Origin of the sequence: Flavobacterium hercynium (genome assembly GCF_002217285.1) — a bacterium.
GTDB classification, from domain to species: Bacteria; Bacteroidota; Bacteroidia; order Flavobacteriales; family Flavobacteriaceae; genus Flavobacterium; species Flavobacterium hercynium.
Genome location: NZ_MUGW01000078.1, coordinates 1 through 16,527, shown reverse-complemented (window position 1 = coordinate 16,527; position 16,527 = coordinate 1). Strand labels below are relative to the sequence as shown.

The 16,527-nt window shown below is 34.3% G+C and carries 18 protein-coding genes; 9 read left to right on the top strand and 9 right to left on the bottom strand.

The genetic code is table 11. The annotated features are described in order from the left end of the window. Positions 1-594: 594 nt before the first annotated feature. The 4 genes from B0A66_RS22235 to B0A66_RS22225 form a co-directional block, all read right to left on the bottom strand. On the bottom strand, positions 595-1,092 hold the full coding sequence (locus tag B0A66_RS22235) for a hypothetical protein (RefSeq protein ID WP_089052035.1): 498 nt from the start codon (positions 1,090-1,092) through the stop codon (positions 595-597). Positions 1,093-1,183: 91 nt separating this feature from the next. After that, positions 1,184-1,324: a hypothetical protein gene (locus B0A66_RS23020; RefSeq protein ID WP_165766672.1), complete on the bottom strand. Its 141-nt coding sequence runs from the start codon at positions 1,322-1,324 to the stop codon at positions 1,184-1,186. A 52-nt stretch (positions 1,325-1,376) separates the two neighbouring features. Continuing rightward, positions 1,377-1,862 carry a MarR family winged helix-turn-helix transcriptional regulator gene (locus tag B0A66_RS22230; RefSeq protein WP_089052034.1) on the bottom strand — a complete coding sequence of 162 codons (486 nt, stop codon included), beginning with the start codon at positions 1,860-1,862 and terminating at the stop codon, positions 1,377-1,379. A gap of 2 nt (positions 1,863-1,864) precedes the next feature. After that, positions 1,865-2,356 (bottom strand): GNAT family N-acetyltransferase, encoded by a 492-nt coding sequence (locus B0A66_RS22225; protein ID WP_089052033.1) that lies wholly within the window; start codon positions 2,354-2,356, stop codon positions 1,865-1,867. A gap of 126 nt (positions 2,357-2,482) precedes the next feature. Here B0A66_RS22225 and B0A66_RS22220 point away from each other — a divergent pair, with 126 nt between their 5' ends. Next, complete coding sequence (locus B0A66_RS22220) at positions 2,483-3,517, top strand: LLM class flavin-dependent oxidoreductase (protein WP_089052037.1); 1,035 nt, start codon at positions 2,483-2,485, stop codon at positions 3,515-3,517. An 11-nt stretch (positions 3,518-3,528) separates the two neighbouring features. Here the strand turns inward: B0A66_RS22220 and B0A66_RS22215 are convergent, their stop codons facing one another. Next, complete coding sequence (locus tag B0A66_RS22215) at positions 3,529-5,130, bottom strand: Na+/H+ antiporter (protein WP_089052032.1); 1,602 nt, start codon at positions 5,128-5,130, stop codon at positions 3,529-3,531. Between the two features lie 318 nt (positions 5,131-5,448). Between B0A66_RS22215 and B0A66_RS22210 the strand changes: the two genes are divergently transcribed. The 3 genes from B0A66_RS22210 (at position 5,449) to B0A66_RS22200 (ending at position 9,782) form a co-directional block, all read left to right on the top strand. Then, positions 5,449-6,327, top strand: a complete 879-nt coding sequence (locus tag B0A66_RS22210) for a helix-turn-helix domain-containing protein (protein ID WP_089052031.1) — start codon at positions 5,449-5,451, stop codon at positions 6,325-6,327. 71 nt (positions 6,328-6,398) lie between these two features. Beyond that, complete coding sequence (locus B0A66_RS22205; protein WP_089052030.1) at positions 6,399-7,232, top strand: Rossmann-fold NAD(P)-binding domain-containing protein; 834 nt, start codon at positions 6,399-6,401, stop codon at positions 7,230-7,232. A gap of 144 nt (positions 7,233-7,376) precedes the next feature. Then, entirely contained in the window at positions 7,377-9,782 is a 2,406-nt protein-coding gene (locus B0A66_RS22200) for a mechanosensitive ion channel family protein (RefSeq protein WP_089052029.1), read from the top strand. Between the two features lie 100 nt (positions 9,783-9,882). Here B0A66_RS22200 and B0A66_RS22195 read toward each other — a convergent pair whose 3' ends face one another. After that, the gene (locus B0A66_RS22195) at positions 9,883-10,761 is read right to left on the bottom strand and encodes an NmrA family NAD(P)-binding protein (RefSeq protein ID WP_089052028.1); all 879 of its coding nucleotides are present in this window, start codon (positions 10,759-10,761) and stop codon (positions 9,883-9,885) included. Positions 10,762-10,841: 80 nt separating this feature from the next. Here B0A66_RS22195 and B0A66_RS22190 point away from each other — a divergent pair, with 80 nt between their 5' ends. Genes B0A66_RS22190 through B0A66_RS22180 form a run of 3 tightly spaced genes read left to right on the top strand, consistent with a single transcriptional unit; the run spans position 10,842 to position 13,249 of the window. Further along, positions 10,842-11,207: a winged helix-turn-helix transcriptional regulator gene (locus B0A66_RS22190; protein WP_089052027.1), complete on the top strand. Its 366-nt coding sequence runs from the start codon at positions 10,842-10,844 to the stop codon at positions 11,205-11,207. Between the two features lie 35 nt (positions 11,208-11,242). Beyond that, complete coding sequence (locus B0A66_RS22185) at positions 11,243-12,523, top strand: acetyl-CoA C-acetyltransferase (RefSeq protein WP_089052026.1); 1,281 nt, start codon at positions 11,243-11,245, stop codon at positions 12,521-12,523. Positions 12,524-12,529: 6 nt separating this feature from the next. Then, the gene (locus B0A66_RS22180) at positions 12,530-13,249 is read left to right on the top strand and encodes a hypothetical protein (RefSeq protein ID WP_089052025.1); all 720 of its coding nucleotides are present in this window, start codon (positions 12,530-12,532) and stop codon (positions 13,247-13,249) included. Between the two features lie 106 nt (positions 13,250-13,355). Here B0A66_RS22180 and B0A66_RS22175 read toward each other — a convergent pair whose 3' ends face one another. Next, complete coding sequence (locus B0A66_RS22175; RefSeq protein ID WP_089052024.1) at positions 13,356-13,763, bottom strand: DUF1634 domain-containing protein; 408 nt, start codon at positions 13,761-13,763, stop codon at positions 13,356-13,358. Next, complete coding sequence (locus tag B0A66_RS22170) at positions 13,750-14,586, bottom strand: sulfite exporter TauE/SafE family protein (RefSeq protein WP_089052023.1); 837 nt, start codon at positions 14,584-14,586, stop codon at positions 13,750-13,752. Before B0A66_RS22170 ends, B0A66_RS22175 begins: the two co-directional genes overlap by 14 nt. Positions 14,587-14,928: 342 nt before the next feature. Here B0A66_RS22170 and B0A66_RS22165 point away from each other — a divergent pair, with 342 nt between their 5' ends. After that, positions 14,929-15,339: a hypothetical protein gene (locus B0A66_RS22165; protein WP_089052022.1), complete on the top strand. Its 411-nt coding sequence runs from the start codon at positions 14,929-14,931 to the stop codon at positions 15,337-15,339. Between the two features lie 74 nt (positions 15,340-15,413). Next, a complete protein-coding gene (locus tag B0A66_RS22160) occupies positions 15,414-15,800 on the top strand; it encodes a hypothetical protein (RefSeq protein WP_089052021.1) in 387 nt (128 codons plus the stop codon). Positions 15,801-15,861: 61 nt separating this feature from the next. Here B0A66_RS22160 and B0A66_RS22155 read toward each other — a convergent pair whose 3' ends face one another. After that, the gene (locus tag B0A66_RS22155) at positions 15,862-16,317 is read right to left on the bottom strand and encodes a response regulator (protein WP_089052020.1); all 456 of its coding nucleotides are present in this window, start codon (positions 16,315-16,317) and stop codon (positions 15,862-15,864) included. Between the last annotated feature and the right edge of the window lie 210 nt (positions 16,318-16,527).

Genomic DNA, 16,527 nt, shown 5'->3' with positions numbered 1-16,527 from the left:
AAATTTCATTGTCTGAACATTTTTAAAATTTCTGGTAAAAAAGTAAGGAAGGAATTTTTTTTAAAAACATTCAAAAATACCACAAATTAACTAATGCAACTTTGTGTCGTTATTTAAAAATATTTAATTGAGAAATTTTTTCACCTCTGAATTTTATCTTTTAAAAAAAATCCTGATGAACTGATCTAAAAAAAAAGTAGCAACAAATTATTTGATCATTTGAGAAAATAATTTTTCTGACCATATCATGAGAAGTTGATAAATCGTAATTAAAATGGGGAGCATTATATTTATCATTAAAAATTTAAATCGTTCTATTTTTTGCTTAACCAACAAATCGCTTTTTTCATAAACGTCGATAGTATTTTTAAAGAAATCTAAAACGAAAATAGAAAACGAAAAAGGCACCAAAAATAAAATCAATTTATTAGAGAGTGCCTCAAACTTAAAATTTAAAATCAAAATCGTCATTGCAAAAATTGCAAGAGCAAAAAGTTGTTTTGTATTGATCGATCTTTTTTGAATTCCTTTGTAAATAGAAAAATTCAAAAACAGAATAAATGCGGAGTAGAGTATTTTTATTGTCATTTGAAACTATCTAATTTTTTCTTTTGATGAAAATGCTATTCTATATTGAGAACACGCAGCATTCCTTTTTTCCAAATGAATTAAAGTATCATTTCTTATAAAAAATTTTTCATTTTCAAAAATTTCATAAGTAGCTTCCCTTCCATCGGGATCACAATTTTTTATTGTTGTATTATCTACAATTTCAGGTTCATTAAAAATATCACATACAACGCCAAAAGGATATTGATACAAACAACCTTTCGGTTTGATACTATTCAATATAATTGTATCATTAACAATCCTCCAATAACCATTACTTCTACTACCATCTTGACATGCACGACTATAATATTCAAATTTTTTATTGACTCCAATTTTTAATTTTGAGCTAAATGGCATCCCTTGACATGTATCATACCAAACTTTCACAAACTTCGGATCCTCTATTTTTTTTGGAAGAGCTTTTTCACAACTTGTCAATAATGCCAAAAATAAAGAAATAGTAATCAAACAGTTTTTCATTCTTTAAAATTTAGTTTTTTAAAAGAAAATAGTATTGCATTAATTTCATTGTTTTTATTTTTTCTTTTCGATCTCAATATAATCCTCCAATTCATATTGAATCGAAAGTAATTGATTTTTTTAAGATTTGCTGTTTGGGTTGTTTAGCAGAATGTAATTTTATTATTTCTTTTAAATCAGCTTTCTTCTTATCACTCCAAATATCATCAATCTGTATTTCTTTGTTTTTCATATTGCTAATTTAAAATATTTAAGTTCTTATTTTTTGAATCTTTCTCAATTCTTTACTTCTCCCCTTCACTTTTCAACTGCAAAGCCCTTTGCAAAAAACCCTGGTGCATAATTTTGTTTTCGGCTTCATTGAGAGCTTGCAATAAATTATTCTGATTATCGGCAATATCACCCAGAACTTTTGTCATAACATCCCAAACTGGTTTCATTTGTACAACAAGTTCTTTCCCTTTTGGGGTAAGCTGTAACAGACGTTTTCGCTCGTCGATTTTGTCTTTTTTAGAACTAATGAGTTTTTGCTTCTCTAATTCTTTCAATAAACTGATTGTTGAAGGATGTGTATAACCAATTTCATTTGCAATCTCAACAACACTTAAAACTTCTTTATGATGCAACGTAATAATTACCGGAAACCATTTTGGTTCAAACTCGATTCCGTATTCTTTATACAACAAAGCACCATCTTTCCGCAATTGTTCACTTAAGCGCTGTAATCGCGTAGAAATGGCTAAAATTCCTGATTCATCAATAATATTCATCTTTATTTTTTTAGTGGTAAATGGCAAAATACATTATCAGGACTCATTAACGGAAATGCGTTTGGAAGCGCTTCTTTCTCTACACGAACAAAACCATTTTTTTCATAGAAACGTAAAGCGGCTTCTAACTTAGATACTGTTCCCAAATACAAATCATCAATTTTGTTTTCTTTACAATACGCAATCAAGGTGATTAACAAATTCTGAGCAATCGAAAACTCTTTTCCTCGGTATTCTTTCTTTACAAACATTTTTCTGATTGCTGCACCTTTTTCATCAAATTTAACCAATGCGATAGTTCCTACCAACTCTTCACCGATAAAAGCACCCCAAAATCCTCCTCCGCTGCCGTAATAAAAATTATCGATATCCAGTAAATCCGGCTGATCCTGCAAAGTAATGGGAACATTAAATTCTATTTGCTGAATGCTTAATATTAAGTCAATAATTTCATTTTCAAATTCGTTTTTGATTGGAGTAATATTAGTTTTCATATTTTTTCTTTTTTTTACAAAACAAAACTACGTAGTTGAATACATAAATCCAAATTATTGAGGCAATAAAACAAATTAAATTTTCATAAGCGAGAGGAAATCAATTTTTAATATCTTTACTTTATGATCGAAATAGGAATAGACAGTTTTGCTTCGGCAATGTACGGAGACAACAATACGCTTAGCAGCGTTGATGCGATGGAGCAATTGCTTCAAAGAATTGAATTAGCCGACCAGGTTGGACTTGATGTCTTTGGTATTGGTGAACATCACAAAAAAGAATTTTTAGATTCTGCTACGGCAGTAATTTTAAGCGCAGCCGCAGCGAAAACAGATCGGATTCGACTGGCGAGTGCGGTAAGTGTTTTGAGCGCAGCAGATCCGGTTAGAGTTTATCAAAGTTTTGCTACACTGGATTTGATCTCAAAAGGAAGAGCTGAAATTGTAGTAGGCCGTGGATCTTCTATTGAAGCGTATCCCCTTTTTGGCTTTGATCTTAATGACTACGATCAATTGTTTAAAGAAAAATTAGATTTGTTATTGCAAATTAGAGATAATGAATTCATAACATGGTCAGGAAAATTTCGTCCTGCCTTAGATAATCAACCTGTTTATCCGAGGGCTTTACAGGAAAAACTTCCTATTTGGCTTGGTGTTGGCGGAACTCCAGAATCGTTTGTACGTGCCGGATCATTGGGATTACCTTTGATGGTTGCTGTTATTGGCGGACAAACGCACCGTTTTCGTCCTTTGATTGATTTGTACAGAGAAGCAGGTAAAGCAGCAGGATATCAGCCACACCAATTGCAGGTTGGCTTGCATTCTCCTGGTTATGTTGGCGCAACCAATGAAAGTGCTATTGCTGAATATTATCCGGGATATGCTGAACTTTGGACAAAATTAGGAAGAGAACGTGGCTGGCCACCGGTTACTAAAGAAAAATTCGACGGACTTATCGATGATAAAGGCGTTTTGGTTTTAGGTAATCCAGAGCAAGTTGCAGAGAAGATTTTACGTCACAGCGATGCACTTGGCGGAATTTCGAGATTTACATTCCAAATGGATAATGCGGGGCTAACCCACACCCAACTAATGAATGCGATCGAGTTAATCGGAACAAAAGTAATTCCGACTATCAGACAAAATGAGAGAATTTACTAATCGTAACTGATTTAGTTCTCATACATTTCCATCCACAAGCGGGTTTCTTCAAGGTCAAGTTCTTTTTCAATTTTTCGGAAGATTTCTTCATTAACGGAACCCGCTTTGTGCATTACTTCCAATTTGGCGCGCTCTACATTGACCAAATCGATTTGCAACTTTGAAAAATCATTAAAGATTTCTCCTCCCATAACATTGCCTTTTCCAAAAAAGTTGGCAGGAAGTTCCGTCTTTTGTAAGCGGTTGAATTTTACTTCGTATTTACTTTTGATGTTATGCAGCAAGTCATCATTCAATAAAGAAAAATTATCTTCGATATGCGTAATGGTTTCTGCCACGATTACATTTCGTATTTCATATTCTTCTGCCAAAATCGAATACGGCTCCATTTTTAGTTTTTTGATAACCCACGGAAGCGTTAACCCCTGAATAACCAAAGTGGAAAGAATAACACAAAATACCAGATAAATAATAAGATTACGCAACGGAAATTCTTCGGTATTATTGATGGTTAAGGGCAAAGCCAAAGCAGCAGCCATTGATACGACACCACGCATTCCCGACCATCCAAAAACAATCATGTTTCGGTAATCGAACTCTTCTTTTTCACGAATCTTCTTGCTCAAAAATCTTGGAATCAAGGTTACCGGAACTACCCATAAAAAACGCACTAAAATTACCACCAAACTTACCACAGCACCCCAAATAAACAATGACATTCCGGAGTAATCCCCAATTCCTTCTATGATCTGACGAAGCTGTAAACCAATTAAAATGAAGATTAGACCATTTAGAATATTTGTTAATACGCTCCAAATTGTACCCGTCATGATTCGGCTTTCATGTGTAAAGATAGTTCCAGAACGTGCAGAAAGATACAAACCTGTGGTTACAACAGCCAAAACCCCTGAACTTTCAAAATGTTCCGCAATTAAATAAGAAGCAAAAGGTGTTAGTAATGTTAGCGATGTTTCGATAATATCGTCGCAAACAAACTTTTTATGAATTACACTCATGGCGTAACCTACCGTCAAACCAATTGCAATTCCGAGTATTGACATAATGAAGAAATTCAATCCGGCTTGCCACAACACAAAGTTACCTGCTGTAATCGCAGCCAATGCATATTTATACGCTACCAATCCACTCGCATCATTTAGTAAACTTTCGCCTTCGAGAATAGCAATTAAACGAGGATTTAAACCCAATCCTTTTGTAATCGAGGTGGCGGAAACAGCATCAGGAGGAGAAACAATAGCACCCAATAAAAAAGCAAGTGGCCATGAAATATCTTCTATAAGCTCGTGAACCGCGTAGGCTACTGCTACGGTCGTAAAAAGAACCAATCCAATTGCGGCAAGCGTAATAGGCCTTGCAGATTGTTTAAAATCAGACCAGCTTGTATACCAGGCTGCGTGATACAAAAGCGGCGGAAGAAACACAATAAACACCACTTCCGGACTTAATGCAATCACCGGAAGTCCAGGAATGATGCTAATAATAACACCACAAAGCACTAAAACAATGGGAATAGGAAAATTATACTTTTTACTTAAAAGACTTAAGAATGCTACTCCAAAGAGTAACATGATAATGACTGTAATATTTTCCATTTTTAGTTTTTGTGTAGTTCTTTTAGGGCGCTAATATAATATTTTATTACATAAGCCAAACAGCAAATTAGACCCGCTTAAAGATTCTAAAAATCCTGTCTCAGATCGCTGTAAACCTGCTAATCTACGGTCATTATTTTAAAAAACAATATTCTGATTTTAATGAAAAAACTACAAATCAATAATTTAGGAAACCAATTTATCTATTATCTCAAAAATATTTTCTAATTTTAAAGTAACCAAACTCTTTTTTGATGTCTTATTTAGCAAAACCTACTAGCCTGTTTTTTTAGAACAAAATAGTAAATCAGCATTAAAATGACAACAGATATCATCGAATTAAACGACTTTATTGTATTGATTGAAGAATCAAATGCATCGAAAACATTTGTTCAAGAATGTGAAATCGACGGCGATACCGTGGGATTTGCGTTTTATGGTTCCGGCAATGTCGAATTAGAAATCAAACACAATCATCAGACCAAAGTACTCACCAATACTACTGGCTTAGCTATTTGCTTTTTTGGCAATCAAAAAGTAGAATTCGCTCACAAAATTGAACCCAATAAACCTTTGCAGTCAATTAGCATTTTCTCTAAGTTAAAAAATATGCATTTGTTGTCTAATGCAGAGAAAGAGATTCTCGAAAAACATTTACCGGAACTACTTCATCCGCAAGAACACTTTGTAGAAGGTCCCTCCTTTTATATGACACTTGATATGCAACTCGCTGTTCAAAAAATCTTTAAAAACAATTACACTGGCAATACGCGAATGTTGTTCTTAAAAAGTCAGGTAAATGAATTGCTCGCTCATTTCTTTGAACTCTTGGCAAGCAAACAAAAAAACTACTTTTCTGAAGTCGATAAAAATAAACTTTTTGAAGCACGAGAAATTGTTACGCACAACTTTTCACAACCGCCATCTATAACCCAACTTTCTAAAATGATTGGTTTGAATAGTAATAAGCTTAAAAAGAATTTTAAGGAACTTTTTGGTGTTCCTGTTTTTAAGTACATTCAGGAAGAACGGCTTAACAAAGCTTATGAATTATTACAACACAGCGAAAAAACGGTTCAGGAAACCGCCTGGGAAGTAGGTTACGAAAGTCTGGGTTCTTTTTCGAATGCGTTTTACAAAAAATTCGGTACACGCCCGAATGAAGTCAAAACAAAAATCTTTTCAAATAAATCGTAATTCTTTTGCGACAAATGATTTAAACTTTTACCAAACATCTTTGTATCAGTATTCATTTAAAAAATATTGATATGACCAAAAAGAAAATTTTAGTGCTTGGCGCTAACGGAAAAACAGGACGACGCGTTGTCGAACGTCTGAAAAAAGTAAACGAAGTTGACATCAGAATTGGTTCCCGAACAGCAGATGTACCTTTTGACTGGGAAAATCCAAAAACATGGTTACCGGTTATCGCCGATGCAGATAGCGTTTATATTACATTTCAACCCGATTTAGCGGTTCCAGGCGCGGTAGACATTATTCGCAGCTTTAGTAAATTAGCTACCGAAAACGGTGTTCAAAAAATGGTATTATTATCCGGAAGAGGCGAAAAAGAAGCACAGGTTTGCGAGGAAATCATAAAAGAAAATGCTAAAAACTGGACGATTGTACGAGCCAGCTGGTTCAATCAAAATTTTAGCGAAAGCTTCTTTCTTGATCCCATCATTGCAGGTTATGTTGCCTTGCCCAGAGCACAGACTTTAGAGCCTTTTATCGATGCCGATGATATTGCAGCTGTGGTAGAAGCTTGTTTACTGCAGGATAAGCACAACCATCAAGTTTATGAATTAACAGGGCCACGCTTGCTGACTTTTCCGGATGTTATCAACGAAATTGCGCAAGCCACTAGCAGAATGATCGCTTTTCAGGAATTGTCTCTGGAAGAATACATACAAATGCTTCGGGAGTATGAAGTTCCAGAAGATTACATTTGGCTTATCAACTATCTTTTCGAGCAGGTTCTAGACGGAAGAAATGCTAACGTTACAACTGATATCGAAAAAATACTGGGACGAAAAGCGACTGACTTTTCTGCCTACGCAAAAGAAACTACTAAAACCGGAATTTGGAATGAAGTAAATTAAACTAAATTCAAAAATAACGCTCCAAAAGTCTGATTTTTACAAATTAGACTTTTTTTGTTTTTATTACTGCAATCTTACTTAAAATGTGCTAAAAGTCTCCTGAAAAAAATTACATTTGGTCACCCAAAACTCATTATTTAAATTATGATGCAAAAGAAAAATTATATTCTACTCGCCTTATTGGCCGTGCTGTTTTTTACTCCACTCGCCTACTCGCAAACAACTGAAAACAAAGCTGTGGAAACCAAAGTTGATGAACCAAAAGCAGATGAACCCAAAGCTGCGGAACCAAAAGCGGCTCCTAAATCAAAATTGTTTGAAGAAACCACTACAGACAGCGATTATCTTACGACTATAGAAAAAGCCAGTACTGTTATGGAAACGGCTTTTAATGATGCTGATTTTGATGGTCCAAGCCATCATTTGTTCGCAGAAATTAAGAGAACACAAAGTAAACTTGATTTGATTCTAACAAGTCTGAAAGGAGCTAATCCTAATGTACGCAATCAGCAAATGTACCGCATTGTACTTAAAGAAATCGAACAAGAATTAGAAGAACAAAATACCGCCATCAACCTGCGCAATCAAGGTCTTGATAAAATCAAAGGTCGTTTTATTGAACTTAGAAAAGATAAAACCTTAATGATTTTAATTAAAGATTCAATTCTGCGCAAGCAATTCAAAAATGAATTGGTGAATCTTAAAAAAAGATACCTTGCTGTCGACAGCCTTATGACTAAAAATCAAGGTGTATTAAATACAAACAAAAGACTAACGGTACAACGAAAAATTTTAGTAGCCAATGCTTTAATTACTGTTGACACTAAATTAGAAAAATCAGGAATTAACCTGCTTAAAAAGGAATATCCATTTTTATGGAACATTACCGAGACGACGCCTAAAAAGCAAGTTGCCCAAAATATCAAAGCCAAAGTAATTATCGAAGAAAGTGTTGCCGAGTATTACCTGAGCTATCGCGCAGGAGGATTAATTACGCTGGCATTTTTTATGGGATTGTTGGGATGGTACATTACACGAAATCTAAAATATTTAAAAAATAACGGTCAAGCCGATAACCTGGCACTCTTTAATTTTAAATACCTGAACAAAGGTGTTCTTATTCCGATTGCTGTGCTTGGTCTTAATATTGCAGTAGTAAACAATTTGTATGCTCCGGCATTGTTTATAGAATTCCTTCACTTGCTTTTACTGGGAACACTTACGTTACTTTTCAAAAACAACTGGTCATCAGTTTCTCTGCGAAATTGGATCTTTCTATTAGGATTATTCTTTGCACTTTGTTTCTTAGACTTGTTTATTGGCGTTGGTCTAATACAGCGTTGCTCTTTTATCATCATTAATATTTTCGGAATACGTTACGGTCTGGTACAAATAAAAACGCTAAAAGAGCAATTGTATATTCAGGCATTCTTTAAATGGGCAAGCATTCTGTTTATTGGTCTGAACGTCTTGTCTATTCTTTACAATATTTTTGGACGAGTATCGCTTTCAAACATGTTAAGCCTAACCGCTTTTATTTCATTAACTCAAATTGTTGCCTTAAGTGTTCTTCTTAAAATAATCTTAGAAATCATTCTTTTACAGATTTATACAACCAGAGTAAAGCGCGGAATCGAAAATATTTTTGATTACGAAAGTTTATCAGATACATTAAAAAAGCCTTTTATCATTGTAATCAGCTATATGTGGCTGGTGGTAATTGCTTCAAATTTAAATATCTGGGAAGGGCTTCGCACCTCATTCGGAAAAATATTGGGGCATGCCAATACAATTGGAAGCATTACGTTTACCTTGGGCAATATCTTGTTGTTTTTCGTTATCATTTGGGTGGCACACTTATTACAAAAATATGTCGCTTACTTTTTTGGCGAGATCGATGAAGAAAACGAGGAAAACATCAACAAAAGACAACATTCTAAATTACTGATAACAAGATTGGTCGTTTTAATAGCCGGATATCTTTTAGCGGTTGCAGCATCAGGAATGCCGCTGGACAAATTAAGCATTCTTTTAGGAGCTTTAGGTGTTGGGGTTGGACTTGGATTGCAAAACGTGGTAAACAATTTTGTTTCGGGTATTATTTTAATTTTTGACAAACCTATCCAAATTGGTGACGTAGTGGCGATTAGTTCTGAATCCGGTCGTGTAAAATCGATGGGGCTTCGTACCACTAAAATCAATGCGCCAAATGGTGCTGAGATTATCATTCCAAACGGAAATTTATTATCTCAAAATATTACCAACTGGACATACACAGATAATTATAAACTTGTTGAAGTAGCAATAGAAATTGCTGGTGATACAACTCCGGAAGACATTAACGATATTATAAGTGCTTCTTTAGAAAATCTTTCGGTCGTTAATAATAACAAACCATCGCAGATTTATTATACCGCTATTTCTGAAGGAAAATATAAAATCCTGATCAAATTCTGGTGCAGTATTTATCGTACGGATGAATCGATAAGCAGCGCACGTCAGGTGCTGTTTAGCAATTTTAAAGCTAAAGGATTGACTTTCTCAAGTTAAAATCATTTACTCAATAAAAATCAAAAGCCGTCAATTACATTGTATTTGACGGCTTTTTGAATATTAAAATCTAAAAGAATATGCCTTCTAAAGCATCTTATTAAAACTTCCCTGCAAATTCAGCAGCAAAATCTTCCAACTTTGTTTTTCCATCTACAGAAGCATTTGTTTTAAGGAAATCTTCAGCAATAATTCCGCTTCTTAATCCTGTACCCATTTCTGCATACAAATTGGCCATTTCTGCTGGTAAACCTGCTTGTGCCATTCCCTCCAAAGATTGTTCGTCTGTAAATTCAATCCAAGGTAAATCTGTTTTTGAAATAGCTGCTCCAATAGCAACAGCAACATCTCCAAGTGTACGAACATCACTTACGATATAACGTATGTTTTTTCCAGTTGCTTCTTTTTCTAATTCTTCAATCGCCGCTGTAGCAATATCTGCCGGATGTACAAAAGGAATCTTAGCATCAGCAGGATAGTTACCTCCCATAATTCCGGCCCCTTTAATCATTGGAACATCATTGTATAAGTTTGTGTAGAAATATCCCGCACGTAAAAAGGTAACTGCCGTATTTTCTAATTGCTCGTATACTTTTTCAATTTTGTAAAGTCCTGCAATCGGACCATTTCCGCCTTCTAAATCAGCTCCAATACTACTTAGCATTACAACACGCTTTACTCCCGCTTTCTTAATTGCTGCTGCAAAAGCTTCTCCAGCCTGCAAAGTATTTGCAATTATATTTGTACCTCCTAAATTGGGTGGCGTCATTGCAAAAAGAGCTTGCGCACCTGCAAAAGTCTTTGCCAAAAATGAAGCATCACTCACAGAACCTATCGCAGCTTTTGCTCCTAAACTTTCAATTGCTTCTTTTCTATCTGTATTGCTGCTCACAACTGTTACATCATGACCTGCTGCAACAAGATTGGTTGCTAATGGTTTACCAATATTTCCTAATGAACCTGTAATTATAATTTTCATAATAAATTGTTTTTATTTTACAGAAACAAAGGTATATTTGTACTTACTTTTATACAAGTACTTACCCTAAAGTATGTATCATGACGGCAATTAAAAAAACATCGACCATTCAGGAAAACAAGCAATATGCTCTGGAAACCTGCCCCGTAACGTATACCATGGAAAAAATTGGAAGTTACTGGAAACCTATTATACTCTACCATCTTTCTACGGGAGACAAAAGATACAGTGAAGTCAAAAGAATGATTCCTGCAATAACGGAAAAAATGCTGATTCAGCACCTAAAACAATTAGAATCAGATGGTCTTGTAATTCGAGAAGCCAGACCTGTAGTGCCACCTTTTGTTACTTATAAGCTAAGTAATTCCGGAATTGGATTATTGCCTGTAATTGAAGCAATGGCAACTTGGGCGTTTCAAGAAAAAGATGGTATCTTTAAACCTTAATTAGAACGATACATTTTAATCTCAGTTTTATCAATATGGAAAATCAAGGCACGATTAGAAAAGTAGCGATTGTGGGTTACAACCGAATTCCTTTTGCAAGAGCGAATACATCATACTCCGATGTTAGCAATTTACAAATGATGACTGCCACACTTGATGGTCTCGTTGCGAAGTATGCTCTTACGGGTAAATTGTTAGGCGAAGTTGTGGGTGGTGCGGTAATCAAACACACCATGGATAATAACCTGATTAGAGAGAGTGTTTTAAGAACAGCTCTTGATCCTGCTACACCAGCCTGCGATTTACAGCAAGCTTGTGATACAGGTATCGAAAGCGCGATCTACATAGCCAATAAAATTGCTTTGGGGCAAATTGAATCCGGAATTGCCTGCGGAGTCGATTCAATTAGTGATATGCCGATTGCCGTAAGCGAGAATTTGAGAAAAACATTGCTTCAGGCCAGAAAAGCAAAATCTCTGGGAGAAAAAATAAAACTGTTTTTAAAACTGCGTCCAAAAGATTTAACACCGCTTGTGCCGCGAAATGAAGAATCCCAAACGGGACTTTCTATGGGCGGGCATACTGAAATTACAGCTAAACATTATCAGATATCGAGAGAAGATCAGGATAAACTGGCGTTGCAAAGTCATTTGAATATGGCAAAAGCGTATGACGAAGGCTTTTTTAATGATATGATTACGCCTTTTAACGGGCTGGATAAAGACAATAACTTACGTAAAGATTCTACACTTGAAAAACTGGCAAAACTAAATCCTGCCTTTGATAAAACAAACGGAACACTTACTGCCGGAAACTCTACTCCACTTACGGATGGCGCATCTGCTATATTGCTGGCAAGCGAGGATTGGGCAAAGGCAAATAACTTACCTATTCTTGCCTACATTACGCATGCAGAAGTAGCGGCTATTGAATATGTGAAAAATCAACAAAATTTACTGTTAGCTCCTTTATTTGCGGCTTCAAGAATGCTCGAAAAAGCAAATCTTACTTTGCAGGATTTTGATTATTATGAAATTCACGAAGCTTTTGCTGCTCAGGTTCTGGCAACGCTTAAAATTTGGGAAAGTCCTGAACTTAGCGCCGCTATTGGATTAAAAAAACCTTTGGGCGCTATCGATCGAAGCAAACTTAATGTAAAAGGAAGCAGTTTAGCTGCCGCTCACCCTTTTGCTGCAACTGGTGGCAGAATTATTGGTGTAATGGCAAAGTTACTTAACGAAAAAGGTTCCGGAAGGGGCTTTATTTCGATTTGTGCTGCCGGAGGTCAGGGAATAACGATGATAATTGAAAAATAAAAAATAATGTTACAAAGATTACTGGATAAATTTTTTCCAAAAAACAATGCTGATCAACTATTAGACGATCAGGAAAAACTCTTTAATGCGATCATCAGTGCTTTGCCGGATGATCTGAATCATTTAAAAATTCAAGTAAAAGAAAATAATTTTTACGGTTTTAAAAACTGGGAATTACATCCCGATTTTAAATATGTGGAAATTACATATCCTGGAGAAAATTACTTTAAATACAAAAAAAGAGGAAAAAACAAAAAAATCTCAGGGCTTCAGATTTTATCCAAAATAAACAACAGACACGAAGATATTGAAATCCTGCTTTGGGATAATTTGATTTGGGCGCTAAAAATAAGCAACTCTAAATACGAAGCCAAAGAATTTGATTTAACGGCCATAAAAAGCACCGCTTGTACCGTTACAAACTTTGAATTTCCTGCTACAGAAGTCGATTTGTTTTATGATAATTTAGATTTGGATATTCAGCAAAAATTAGATTACAATGATGTTTTGGATATAGACATTCACGGAAAAACATTTTATACTTTTTACGATCTTGAAGATGAAAATTATTTAGCTGTCGATGACAATTTAACTGTTTATTCTCTTGTTCATGATGCTAAACCCAGCGAGTATAAAATGGATGTAACTTTTAAAGAAATTTTAAATAAAATTTCAAATAAGGAATTTGATGCTGAGGCTCATCTTGATTTTAGATACAAAAACTAAAATCAAGATCTAAAGTTTTATCAAACCTAACAGGTTTTAAAATTAAAAACCTGTTAGGTTTCTATTCATAAAAAATAAGTCTTTCCTACGGAACTCGAAAAATCATTTAGTGCGAAAATCCGAAAGAAATACTCATTATAATTATTCCGATAACAATTGTAGTAATTACTACATACAGATAATCTTTCTCTAAAATAAAAGAAAACAACGAAAGCAATACTCTAAATACGGGTGTTAAAAACAAAAGTATAATTCCCGAAAATATAATCGATTCTCCCCTACCTTGTATTGCACCATTATACACTGCGCTTATAACTTCAAAGATATTTCGGTCATTTTCTTTAAAAACCGAATAGTTTTCGACTTCCTGACTGTGATTCAGTAAATAAACAATACCACCAATAAAAGCTACAGATAATGAAGTCCATACTCCGTAGCGTAATAAATTTCCAATGATAGCCTGAAAATCTTTTTCTCCAAATTTTTCTTGTGTCATGTCGTTAGATTTTTCCATTAAGTCCGTTATAAATCATATTGATTGCCAACACAAAAATTAAGCAGGCAAAAAACACGCGAAGTTTTTTAGGATTGGTTCGTACTAATATTTTTGCTCCTGCCATAGCTCCAAACAATACACCAATTACAACCGGCATACATATTCCAGGCTCGATATATCCTTTTTGAATGTAAATTACAGAACTTGCCATTGCGGTTACTCCCATCATAAAGTTACTTGTTGTAGTCGATACTTTAAACGGAATTCGCATGATATTGTCCATTGCAATTACCTTAAAAGCACCAGAACCAATCCCCAGTAATCCTGACATCATTCCGGCAATTCCCATCATACTAAAGCCTCCAATTACGTTTTTTGTTCCGTAATGCACTACCTGACCGTCATGTGTTGGATAAGTTCCTTCTAATTTTAGCTTTTTGGCCAAAGGGCTTGATTCTAGAACAATGTGTTCTTCTTTTTTTCGTAAGGAATTAATAGCCGAAAAAATCAACGTAAGTCCGAATAGAACAGCAATGAATGAAGTTGGTGCAATGGCAGAAAGCAAAGCGCCTCCTACTGCTCCAATTGTTGTAGCAATTTCAAGAAAAATTCCTAAACGCATATTGGTAATTCCTTCTTTTACATACGCAGCTGCAGAACCTGATGAAGTGGCAATAACAGAAACCAAAGCAGCTCCAATTGCATAATGAATGTCGACTCCTAAAATAACGGTTAAAAGTGGTATGATAATTATTCCGCCTCCTAATCCTGATAATGAACCTATAAAACCTGCCAGGAAAGCGCCCAAAATCATAATTAGGGTAAATGTAAGTATTGTCATTTGGATGTATTTTATGACTGCAAATTTACGAATAGATATGTTCTCCTGATATTCATTATTTCAAAACAAAAGTATAATCGAGCCTAAAAAAAGCCATAAAGTCATGTTTTACAAGCGGTTAAAGACAACTTAAAAAGTACTTAAAAAATAAGTGAAGTTTCAAAGAACTAAAATAAAATTATCCGGTAAAGAATGAAGGTTATAATATAAGCTACTGTTAATTATGGAATTAGAATCTAATTTTCTGTAAAACTTAAGTTGTAGGACAGCCTTAAATTTGTAATATAATTTTATGAAAGAGCATAACCAATTAAAATATAATTAATTCTAAAATATAGTATTATGAAAAATCAGAACAATGAAAACTACGGTCACGTTGAACGTAATTTTCACCACGACGAAGCAACAATAGTAGATAACAGAAGAGATGAAGCAATTGAAAGTCTGTTTGATAACGATCAGTACGAATATAAGGAAGATGATCTAAACGATGCAAATCATGATACCAATGATTTTAACCGTAACGAAGTCATTACTAATGAGAATATTCCGAATGAAGAACGCATTATTAATGAAGATGACAAAATTACAAATGATGAACCAGACGATCTGGATGATGATTTTAATCAAAATGACATCGATGACCTTGATGATGATTTAGAGGAAGATGGAGATCTTGACAATTATGATGATGACGATGATGAACTTGAAGAAAACGACGAGCATTTTCACGAAAATCACCCAAGAGAATAGTTGCATCATGACAACGCAAAATTGCCGCTGAGTAATCCCTTAGTGGCTTTTTTATTTATTTCAAATTATTAGTTATGGATATTACCACTCAAATTTTTTGGCTCTTTATTCTGGCCATTCCTATCTCCTGCATCAGCTGGACAGTAACGCACGAAGAAATATTTAAAGAACCCAGAGAATGGTGCGTAGACAGAGCTACAAATGGTAAAACGATAATGTATAGAAAGGCATTTTACCTCTTTACCTGCGAATATTGCTTTAGTCACTACATCACGATATTTTTTCTGGTGCTTACCAATTTTACCTTATTACTTCCCGATTGGCGCGGTTATATCATTGCAGGATTTGCACTTGTTTTTGTAGCGAATATTTACATGAGCTTATTTGGATTATTGAGACAAGCCATTAAAAAAGAAAAAGTAGAAATCAAAAAAATAGAAAATGAGGATATCGAAATCTAAATTTCCAGAATACAAACAAAAAGAGGTAACATAATGTTACCTCTTTTTTACCTTAATTTTTCTAACTCCTTTCACTATCCTTTTCTCTTGCAGTGATATCAAATTGTGCTATCGATTCTGTTAATGACCAATATTCTATGATCTTTTTTATAACGTCTCTAAATTTTTCATAGCTGTATGGCTTAACAAGATAACGCTGTGTTGGAAAAGAATAAACATCGATTACAAAACATTGATTAAATACTGTTGTAAAAAATAAGCAAGGGCAATTTAACTCCAAACTTAAATTTTTATAGGTTATGAATGCTGATTGATTATCATCCATATTTAGTAATACAATATCTGAAAATATTAAAAATGGTTCGATTTCTTTTTTTGTGAGATAATGATACGCGTCATTAGCTGCATTAAAGTATAAAACTTCATTAGAAAAATTCAATTCAGAAAAAATCTCCATAAATAAATTTCGATCTCCCTGATTATTTTCTATAAGTACAATTGGCCCTTTTTTATTCATAATAGACTCTTTTTAAGGTTTATAAATAAAAACTTCAAACGTCAGTGAACTTTACCCCTAGTTCAATTTTTAATGGGGCAAATGTTACTTTACAAATATTGAAAAATTTCTGAAAAATTGTTTTATAAAATCATTTTGAAAAATTACATAATTATCATTGTAAGATTTTTATAGCATTATATTAACAGTATTTTGTGAGTTTCACAATAT

Excerpts from the sequence above, each read along its gene's own strand:
- B0A66_RS22235 (WP_089052035.1), bottom strand. The coding sequence starts at position 1,092 with ATGAAAAACTGTTTGATTACTATTTCTTTATTTTTGGCATTATTGACA.
- B0A66_RS23020 (WP_165766672.1), bottom strand. The coding sequence starts at position 1,324 with ATGAAAAACAAAGAAATACAGATTGATGATATTTGGAGTGATAAGAAG.
- B0A66_RS22230 (WP_089052034.1), bottom strand. The coding sequence starts at position 1,862 with ATGAATATTATTGATGAATCAGGAATTTTAGCCATTTCTACGCGATTA.
- B0A66_RS22225 (WP_089052033.1), bottom strand. The coding sequence starts at position 2,356 with ATGAAAACTAATATTACTCCAATCAAAAACGAATTTGAAAATGAAATT.
- B0A66_RS22215 (WP_089052032.1), bottom strand. The coding sequence starts at position 5,130 with ATGGAAAATATTACAGTCATTATCATGTTACTCTTTGGAGTAGCATTC.
- B0A66_RS22210 (WP_089052031.1), top strand. The coding sequence starts at position 5,449 with ATGACAACAGATATCATCGAATTAAACGACTTTATTGTATTGATTGAA.
- B0A66_RS22205 (WP_089052030.1), top strand. The coding sequence starts at position 6,399 with ATGACCAAAAAGAAAATTTTAGTGCTTGGCGCTAACGGAAAAACAGGA.
- B0A66_RS22200 (WP_089052029.1), top strand. The coding sequence starts at position 7,377 with ATGATGCAAAAGAAAAATTATATTCTACTCGCCTTATTGGCCGTGCTG.
- B0A66_RS22195 (WP_089052028.1), bottom strand. The coding sequence starts at position 10,761 with ATGAAAATTATAATTACAGGTTCATTAGGAAATATTGGTAAACCATTA.
- B0A66_RS22190 (WP_089052027.1), top strand. The coding sequence starts at position 10,842 with ATGACGGCAATTAAAAAAACATCGACCATTCAGGAAAACAAGCAATAT.
- B0A66_RS22185 (WP_089052026.1), top strand. The coding sequence starts at position 11,243 with ATGGAAAATCAAGGCACGATTAGAAAAGTAGCGATTGTGGGTTACAAC.
- B0A66_RS22180 (WP_089052025.1), top strand. The coding sequence starts at position 12,530 with ATGTTACAAAGATTACTGGATAAATTTTTTCCAAAAAACAATGCTGAT.
- B0A66_RS22175 (WP_089052024.1), bottom strand. The coding sequence starts at position 13,763 with ATGGAAAAATCTAACGACATGACACAAGAAAAATTTGGAGAAAAAGAT.
- B0A66_RS22170 (WP_089052023.1), bottom strand. The coding sequence starts at position 14,586 with ATGACAATACTTACATTTACCCTAATTATGATTTTGGGCGCTTTCCTG.
- B0A66_RS22165 (WP_089052022.1), top strand. The coding sequence starts at position 14,929 with ATGAAAAATCAGAACAATGAAAACTACGGTCACGTTGAACGTAATTTT.
- B0A66_RS22160 (WP_089052021.1), top strand. The coding sequence starts at position 15,414 with ATGGATATTACCACTCAAATTTTTTGGCTCTTTATTCTGGCCATTCCT.
- B0A66_RS22155 (WP_089052020.1), bottom strand. The coding sequence starts at position 16,317 with ATGAATAAAAAAGGGCCAATTGTACTTATAGAAAATAATCAGGGAGAT.